General features: G+C 58.3%; 1 protein-coding gene. It reads left to right on the top strand.

The features are described from left to right. Positions 1-425: 425 nt before the first annotated feature. Complete coding sequence (locus RC85_RS23255) at positions 426-10211, top strand: SdrD B-like domain-containing protein (protein ID WP_068267140.1); 9786 nt, start codon at positions 426-428, stop codon at positions 10209-10211. Positions 10212-10426 lie beyond the last annotated feature (215 nt).

Raw genomic sequence — 10426 nt, 5'->3', positions numbered from 1 at the left:
ATTTGCTGGTCAATTTACATTTTTCAGTGTTCATTTTGCAATTTGCAATTTGCAATTTGCAATTTGCAATCAACACCGAGGCCGGTCAGCCACAAACCCCCAAAGTCGTCCAGTTTCCCTCCACGCAAACATTTTCGTCAGCCCAGACGATGCCCACGCGGTTAAACGGACCATCGCGACCGCCACCGCCATCAGATCCCTCAAAACAAAACCATCCCATACGCATCTTGCGACCCGCCTAAAACCCTCGGACTCGATAGCGATTGGGCAACTTAGTGAACAGATACCTCGTGCCAAAAGCTGATAGACCCATTAAGGCCACCGTTACCGGTACGTCTTCGCCCACCCAATCAGCTTGCCTCCCCGCTCGCGTTCATACCTCCCCCCATCACCCATCACCATGTTCCCCCGCATGGCGTTGCACTATGAACCAACCCTTCAAGAACTTCATCAGCAATCGTCTTTGGCAACATCTCGAACCACGGGTGCTGTTCGACGCTGCCCCCGACGCCGAGATCCAAACTGGCGACGATACCGGCGCACAAGAGTCTGCACCGGAGGTCGCGATGGTGGCGGCTTCGGATTCGCAAACCAGTGCAACCGGCGACCAAGACGGCGACCAAACCGCGGCCTCAACAGCCGATGGTCCAACGCGTGAACTGGTCATCGTCGACGCCAGCGTCGAAAACTACCAATCGCTCATCGATGACTTGTTAGGCAATGAAGACACGACTCGCGAATTTGAAGTCGTCGTGATCGAAGCCGACGAAGACGGGATTGCTCGGTTGAGCGAAATTCTGGCGGGCCAAGACAACCTGGACGCACTGCACATCATTTCCCACGGGGAAGACGGCGCGTTTCGGCTGGGCAACACTTGGGTCAACGAAGCGTCCGTCACCGCAAACGCGGGTGCGATCTCGGCGTGGGGCGACGCGATCAACGACGGCGGCGACATCCTGCTGTACGGCTGCGACGTCGCGGGCAACCAAGCCGGACAGGAATTGGTCGAGAGCCTCGCCGCGCTGACTCAGCAACAAGTCGCCGCCAGTGACGATGACACCGGTTCCGCGGATCGTGGCGGCGATTGGGAACTCGAATTCGCGACCGGCGAAATTGAAACCGACGTCGCTGTCAGCGAAGCGGCCCAAGCGTCGTACCGGGGCGTCTTGGCGGCCGGTCCAACGGCCACAATTTCGGGCGACCAAGATGTCATGATTGGCGAAGACTTTTCGTTCAACGTCACGTTTGACAACACCGGTTCCGACACTGGATTTGGACCTTACGTTGACCTGATCATTCCCTCGACCGGAATTGACGGTGATGATGGAATCACGTTCAACGGAGCGACCTACTTGGGGCAGTCGCTCGTCACGACATCGATCACGTTTCCCGATGACGGTGCGACCGGCTTTGGCACGATCGACCATCCGTACTGGGTCAACAGCAGCGGAAACCCTTTGCAGGTCACTGGCAACGCAGGCGACACGCTGGTGGTGATCGAATTACCGTTCGGAAGCGTCACGCCAGGCCAACCGGCAGCCGACATCCTGGTCAGCGCTTCGGTCAGCAACCTAGCCGACCTAGCCGCACCGCTCACCATCCAAACTCGCAGCGGATTCCGCTACGGTGAAGACGCAGCGGACAACCCAACCGCCCCCGATCCGTCGATCGTCAGCGACACGCAAACCGACGTCTCCTCCGCTGGCCCCGGCTGGGCACAAACGGTTGACATCACACCGACGCTAATCACGCTCTCAAAAACCTACGTCGGACCTGAAAACGAAACCGCGACCGGCCCAAACTTCCAGCGCCAATACGTGATCTCCGTTGACGTCGCCGACGGACAAACGATCAGCAACCTGGACATCATCGACAGCCTGCCCGACAACATCATTGTCACGTCGATCGACAGCGTCCTGGTCGGCGGTTCAGCAGCAACCTACGGCGATAACCTTAGCTCGTTGACTCTGCCCGCCAGCGGACAAGACTTGATCGTGACGTTAACCGACGCCGTCGTGGGCGGAACCGCGGCAGACGATGTCGTCGTCACGCTCAATTTTTACGTTCCCGAATTTGACGTCGCCACCGGTGGCACCGACGCTGACCGCATCATCCCGATCAATGGCGAAGACGACCTGCCAGCCTCGCAATCCTTCAACAACGCTCGCGCCGTTGGCGATTGGACACCCGTAGACGTTCGCGATGCAGGAGGAACCGACAACGCGGTCGCGGATCCCGCAGGCGTCGAACACACGCTGGACAACAAATCCATCGCGATTCAGAAAACCGTTGCCGTTGTCGGTGGCGGCGCAGCCGTTCCCGGCTCAACGCTGGAATACACGCTGTCTTTCCAAATCAGCGACTACTACACATTCGGCGACCTCGTCATCGACGACGTTTTCCAAGACGGTCAACTGTTTGATTTTGGATTCGGCGGAACGTTTGTCATCAACGACTTCAACGACACGTCCTCGACCGCACGCAACTTCACCGTTCGCGAAATCGGCGACCCCGATGCGGGCGAAACCCTGGTCGTTGACCAAACCAGTATCGACCTGACTGACAACCTTAGCGAAAACCCTGCTTCCGACGGATCAACGACACTTCGTTTCGATCTTTCTGCGGCAATGATCGACAACACCGACGGCAACGCGGTGGCCGACGGAATCCTGCAAGGCGGATTGTCCGACGGGCCGACCAACCGCGGTCCAGCGACCGGCACGATTCGCTTTCGAACCGTCATTCAAGAAGACTACGCCGACACGTTCCCATCGAACGACCGCAGCGTCGATCAAGGCGACTCGATCACCAACAATGACCTCAGCATTTCAGGCACCGTTCGGCAGAATTCCGAAGACGGCAACATCGCAACGACTTTGTTGCCCGTCGAAACCGATGCCAGCGGCGCGTCGATCACCATCGCAACCGGAACGCTGGTCAAAGACGTCTACGCGATCAACGGCAACACCACGTTGCCGATGGGTGACAACGGACGGCCCGTGATTGTCGCAGGCGATGTGGTGACGTATCGCATTCGTTACGACTTGCCGACCAGTGACGTCGAAGATTTCCGTGTCACCGATTTCTTGCCGCTGCCGATTTTTGAAGTCGGCGATCACAACGCGGACGGCGTCAGCGGCGATACGTGGACAATCGATTTCGACGAAACCACCTTCGACGGCGTTTCCGGCACGATCGAACTTGGTGCCAACGATGATTTCTACGCCGAGTACTTTTCATCTTTGGGCAGCAACGAGAACTTAATCATTGATGCCGCCAACAACGAAATCGGCATCGACTTTGGCAACTACGACGACACCAGCAGCACGCCTAACGTTCTTGAACTGCTGATCAATGTGACGGCCCAGGATGCGCCGACAGCGGACGGTCTGTTCTTGACCAACATCGTGCGAGTCGAAGAAGGCAACACGCAACAAGGCGTCAACGAAGCCGATGCGTTGGTCCAAATCGAAGTCACTCAGCCCGTCCTAAACGTCACCAAGGGTATCGTGGCCGTTAACAACGGATCACTATCGACCACGGCCGGCCCAGTCGCCTTCGCACCCGTCGGCAGCGGTGGTGCTCCGTTCACTGGAACCATCAACAGCGATGGCCTTGCATCAACGGCAATCAATGCCAACGCGTCCGGTTTAGACGCAGGCGATCGGGTTCGATTCGCGATCACGGTCGAAAACAACGGCAACAGTGCGCGAGGAGCCTACGACGTCACGATGACGGACACGCTTCCCGCCGGCATGACGCTGGTCCCGGGCAGCGTCCAGGCCTACGACGGCAACGGCAACGTCGTCGCGTTCACCGGCGACCTGTTCGGCGCAGGTTTGGAATTGACCGACCCCAGTGCCAGCCAAGGTGCGATCGACGCCTACAACGCGACCAGCGGTGACAACATCGTCGTCATCATTTACGAAGCCGAAATTGCGGCCACCGTTCCCGTCGGCAGCAACCAAAACAATATCGCCAGCGTCACCAACTACGCCGGGCAAGAAGGCGGCGAAGACCACACGCCAACCGATTTGACCGACACCGCTCGCGTCACCGTCAGTCGCCCAACCGTCGTCAAGACAATCACGGGAACCGAAGTCACCAATGCCAACAACACCGATACCGAAGTCGTGATCGGCGAAACCGTTGACTATGAAATTGTCGTCAACGTCCCCGAAGGACAACTCGCAACGTTCGTCATCGACGATTTGTTGGACGCGGGATTGGTCTACGTCAATGGCAGTGCAACCGTGTCGGCATCCGCCGGCCTGGCAACGTCGCAATCCTCTTTTAACGACGTTGCAACCAACGCGAACGTAACCAACGGCGGACGCGCGATCCAATTTGACTTTGGCACCATCACCAACTCCAACACGGTTAACGCAACCACCGAACAGATCACGATCACGTTGCAAGCCGTCGTCACCAATGTTTCCAGCAACGACGCCGGCCAAGAAATCAACAACCGCGCAACCGTTTCCTATGCCTCCGGCCCCAACGTCGTGGACTCATCACCCAACGTCGAAGTCCTGGAACCGGTGATGGACGTGACGATCGCTTCGTCAACCTCAGTCGCCGATGTCGGCAACCCGATCACGTTCACGTTGACGATCAATAACACAGGCTCGGACTCGGGAACTGACGCATACGACGTCAACCTGACCGACATCCTGCCATCGGGTCTGACCTTCGCCGGCAACCTCACCCACGACAGCGGCATCGCGCCGACGACGCTAACCGAACTTGCCGGAACGATCTCTGCGAATTGGGCATCGTTCGCCATGGGCGGTACCAGCGTGATTACCTTTGACGCCATCACCGATGCCAACATGACGGTGGACGGCGTTACCAATTCGGTGGACCTGGATTGGACCAGCCTGGCCGGTGACGAAACCGCGCCGCGATCAACCTCCAGCACCGTATCGACGGAACGAACAGGCGACATTCTCGACCCTGGAACCAACGAAAACGATTACGCCGACGATGATCAAGTCGATATCGCGTTCCTGATCACGCCCTCCAAAACGATCCTGTCCACCAGCGAAACTCACACCGACAATACATCGGCCGGAACCAGCGGTGATCGCATGGAATTGGCGATCGGCGAAGTCGTCACGTTTGAACTGCGAACGATCGTTGGCGAAGGAACCTTGACCGATGTCGTCTTCCGCGACTTGATGACCGAAGGACTGACGTTGCTGCCAGGCACAGCGACATTCCAAATCGTCTCAAACTCTGCCATGACAGTCGATGGCGATCTCAGCGGCGCAAACTCGGCACCGATCACCATTGGTGCCGGCCGCATCTCGTCAACCGACTTGGGCACGACGACTCAAATCGACTTCGATCTCGGCGACATCACTAACACAGACAGCGACGCGAACGCAGAAGAACTGATCATCACCTTCCAAGCGATCGTGTCCAACGACGCTGACAACTCAAACGGCGACGTCCGCACCAACTCATTCGAATTCCGTGAAGGCGGCCAAGATCGCGGCACATCAAACACGGTCGAAACAGTCATCGTCGAACCGGCAATCACCAACGTTGACAAGAAAGTCATTACAACCAACGCGGCCGGAACCTCGGTAACGTACCAAATCACGTTCAGCAATTCTGGCAACGCGTCGGCGATGAACGTCAACGTCCTGGACACGATGGCGACCGAACTAACGCTCGACTCCGGATCGCTCGTATTCAACAACACCGGCACGATCACGGGCCTAGACACCACCAATTCCAGCGGCACCGTGCTTGACATTCGTATCGGCGAACTTGCCGCCGGAGCAACCGTGTCGGTTCAGTACACCGTCGATGTCGCCTTTGCCGGAACCGCCATCCAAAACGACGCCGACGTCACCTACACCAGCCTGCCCGGCGACCGTGGAACCAGCGACGCTGCCCCCGGAACTCCGGGATCGGCAACCGGCGAACGAACGGGTTCGGGCGTCGGAGCGAACACGTACGCGGATTCCGAAAGTGCGTTCCTCGGCAGCATCAGTGATCACGTTTTCTACGACATCAACGGCGACGGACTCGACAACGGTTCCGATCCAGGCATCGCAGGCGTCACCGTCAACCTAGTTTGGTTCGGCGACGATGGCATCGAAGGCAACTCCGACGACGTCGCTCGCACGACCACGACTAATTCCAGCGGTGACTACGCTTTCGGTGCCTTGCCAGCGGGCAGTTTCCGCGTCACCGTTGCCCCGGGCACACTGCCAAACGGCATCACCACCCCAACCTTCGATCTGGACGGAACCGGCACCGGATCCGCCAACACGGTCGTCACCACGCTGACCGATTCAACCGGCGGAATCATTCGCAGTGACGTTGATTTCGGATACACCGGATCAGCAGAACTGGGCGACTTGGTTTACCTGGACCTCAACGGCGATGGCGATCAAGACGCCGGCGAAATGGGACTGGCCAACGTGGTCGTCAACATGACCTGGCACGGATTTGACGGAGTCCTGGGCAACGGCGATGACCAGACCTACGCTCAAACGACCGCAAACGATGGCAGTTATAACTTCACCCGTTTGCCAGCCGGCAGCTTCACCGTCGACGTCGATCAGACGACCGCCCCCTCAGGCACCGTGATCACCACCGGCAACGATCTCGTCGTCGTCACGCTGACCGAAGGCCAAGACTACAACGATGCAGACTTCGGATTCCGAGGCCCCGGTGCCATCGGCGACTTCGTGTTCTTCGACAGCAACAATAACGGCGTCTTCGATGCGGCAATTGACAGCGCCTTCCCAGGCGTCACCGTCACCTGGACCGCCGATATCGACGGCGATGGTATCGATGAATCATTCTCAACGGTGACCGACAACAGCGGTGCCTACTCCTTCGAAGGACTCCCCCACGACGCGTTCACGATCACCGTCACGCCGCCCACCGGCACAACACCAACCTTCGACGCCACCGGCCCCGCCGACAACGCATCCGTTTCAACACTGACTGTCGTAGCGCCAACCGACAACACCCAAGACTTCGGCCTCACTGGATCCAACACTATCGGCGATACAGTGTTTTGGGATCACGACGGCAGCGGTTCGCAAAACGGCGGCGAAGCAGGCTTGGCCGGCGTCACAGTTCAGTTGCAAGTTGATCTCAACAACGACGGCACCGACGAAATCACGCTGTCAACAACCACCGCTTCCGACGGCACCTACGCGTTCAACAATCTGCCCCCGGGTGCCTACACCGTCGTCGTCACTCAGCCCGCTGGCACGACGCAAACCGCCGACAACGACGGCCTGGGAACCGCGAACAATTCGTCTGTTGTCTTGACCAACGGCAATCGCAACGATCAAGACTTTGGTTACAACGGAACCGGATCGATCGGCGACTTGGTCTTCTTTGATTACGTCGGCGACGGCGGCGTCTACAACGCTGGCGAAGGCGATTACCCGCTCGGCGGAGTCGACGTGACGCTCAACGTCGATGTCAACGGCGACACGATCAGCGACTTTACGCTGACGACCACCACCGCATCCGACGGCACGTATTCGTTCAACAACTTGGTCGCAGGCGATTATACGATCACCGTTGACTCCACCGACACGCCCGACTTGATCGGCGCAAACCCAACCTACGACGCCAACGGAACCGCCACGCCCAACGTTAGCACGTTGTCCCTGACCGCTGGACAGAACGTGAACACGCAAGACTTCGGTTACCACGGCACACCCGACTACAACATCGTGATCGACGACGGCCAACTCGCCGCCGATCCTGGCGAATCGTTGACCTACACCGTCACCGTCCGAAACGATGGCACGCTGCGAGGAAACAACGCCGTCGTCACCGTCGCTTTCCCAACCAATCTGCTCGAAAGCGTCGCCGCATCGACTGGCGGAATCGTGGACTCCGTCGCTGGCACAATCACCTGGAACGCAACCACCTCACCGACACTGACCGTCATGCTGGTCGGCGAAGAAGTCGTCTTCACGATCGATGCAGACGTCATTGACCCCGTCGATGGTTCCTACCAACCGATCACGTTGACATCATCGGTAACCGATGACCTGACCAACGGCGTCGATCCTGACATGACCGACAACACCAACAACGACATTGATCAGATTCCCGAAATCGGCGTCGCCAAGCGGTTGGTCACCTCCACGTCCTCCACCACCAACGGCAACCGAGACCTGACCTACGAATTGGTCGTCCGAAACATCGGCTCGATCGCGTTAACCGACCTCTCATTGCTAGAAAACCTCGACGGACAATTTGGCTCCGCATTCCAAGGCGTCGTCACCGCACCCACGCTCACCGCGTCCACCGCTCTGGTCGATCCAGATTTCGCGACCGGTGCGGCAACGTGGAACGGCGACACCAACACCGACATGTTCGACGGTGTCAGCGGAGTGCTACAACCGGGCGAAGAATTCACGATCTGGTTTACTGTCGAAGTCGACATTGACCAGCTCGGCCCAGGATCCAACAACCAAGTCACCGCCACGGGCGACTGGGATGTTTCAGGCCTAGAAAACGGTGTCGTCAGCGACCTCTCCGACACCGGCACCGACCCGCTTGGCAACAACCCAGGCAATCCCGGCGACACCGGCGGGCACGACGACCCAACCCTGATCCCAGCGATCGGAATCGCCAAGGACCACGGCGACTACACCGAGTGGCTCGACGCCGATGGAAACGGAACCGGCGTGTTCACCTTCCCCACCACCTTCGTGATCGAAAACATCGGCGCGACCGATCTGACAAACCTCAACCTACGCGACGACATCGCATCGGTTTACGGCGACGCGTTTGTCAGCATCGATAACCTGCAAATCAGTTCCGCTAGCGTGGCCGGCACCCTGCCGACGCTCAACAACGCATGGACCACCGACACGACGCAAAACATGTTGGCGTCCGGCCTGCTAACCCCAGGCGACACGTTCACCGTCACGTTTGACGTCACCATCAATCCCGACGCGGGCCACCAATCAGGTTACTTCAACAACCAAGCCGTCATCACCGGCAGCGACCCGACCAACCCGTCGGCCGTCGTCCAAGACTTCAGCGACAGTGGCCTGGATCCGGGCAACAGCAACCTTGGCGAACCCGGCGACACCACCGGTGCCGACGACCCCACCCCCGTCGCGATCCCCGATATCGGATTGGCAAAACGAATCATTGGCACCGTTCAAAAAGGCTTGTCGTTTGAATTGACCATCGAACTCGTTTTGGAAAACACCGGCACCGTGGACCTCAACAACATCGAACTCAGCGACGACATCGCCGACCAGTACGGTGCTAACTTCGGTCGCATCATCGGCCAACCAACCATCATCGGCTCAACCGCCACAACGACGCCAACGCTCAATTCGGGATACGCCAACGACACGGCACAAGCGATCTTTGACGGCACCGACGGATTCTTGCGACCCGGCGAATCAGTGACCTTGCGAATGGTCGTCGAAGTCGTTCCTGAACCGGGACAAACCGAAGTCACTGTGGTCAATCAAGCAACCACCAGCGGCAATCCGCTTGACCAAAACGGCAACCCGTTACAAGACAACTCGGGCAACCCCATCGGACGCATCACCGACCTATCCGACAGTGGCGCAGTGGCGACCGGATCCAACCCCGGCGCACCTGGCAACACAGGAAGCTGGGACGACCCAACTCCGCAGCCGCTAACGTTCTTCACCTTCGACGCCTTCAACGATTTCAGCCAAGGCCAAAAAGGACTCTTGCAATCCGAAAGGCGTGACTCGTCCGACCCGTTCGATGATCGCGTTGGCGTCAATCCAGACTGGCACCGCGGCGGCAGAATCCTGACGCATCAAATCACCAGCCTCGCGCCCGAACCAATCTTCAGCGGTTCCGCCAGACCGGGCACTCAGATCTTTGGCCGCGTCTTCGATTCAGCCGGACGACTGATCGGCGAAGAACTCTCGATGGCCGACGTCGGCGGTAACTGGATGATGCAATTCCACCAACTCGGCAGCCAAGATCATGCACGGTTTGAATTCGTCGAACTGCCCGGAACCTCCGAAGCCTTCAACACCCGCGGCGACATCTACGGCTACATGGGCATGGACAACCTCGACAACGACTACGCCTCGCTAGAACCCTGGACCTTCTACGATCAATCCCACGAATTCACCGCACTCTACCGCCCCACCGTCCAGCAATCCCTGCTAGGCGAACACCAAAAAGCAACAAGACCACTAGGCCTAGGACGATAACCCAATCGCAATGACCCCCATCCCGCTAAACCGCAGGTTCATCGCCCCGCGCGTGCGGAGTTCCAAAACTGTTTAACCGCCCAGGCACCGCCTGGGCCGCTAAATCTTTGGGGTTAAAGTCATTCTTGCTTGCGCTACTTTCTTTCTCTACGCCAACGGCGTTAAACAACATAGCCCAGGGTTAAAGTCGTCAATCGCCTTGGCGATTTGACGCT

The organism is Rubripirellula obstinata (assembly GCF_001642955.1).
Classification (GTDB): Bacteria; Planctomycetota; Planctomycetia; order Pirellulales; family Pirellulaceae; genus Rubripirellula; species Rubripirellula obstinata.
This window is presented reverse-complemented; position numbering and strand designations above follow the sequence as displayed.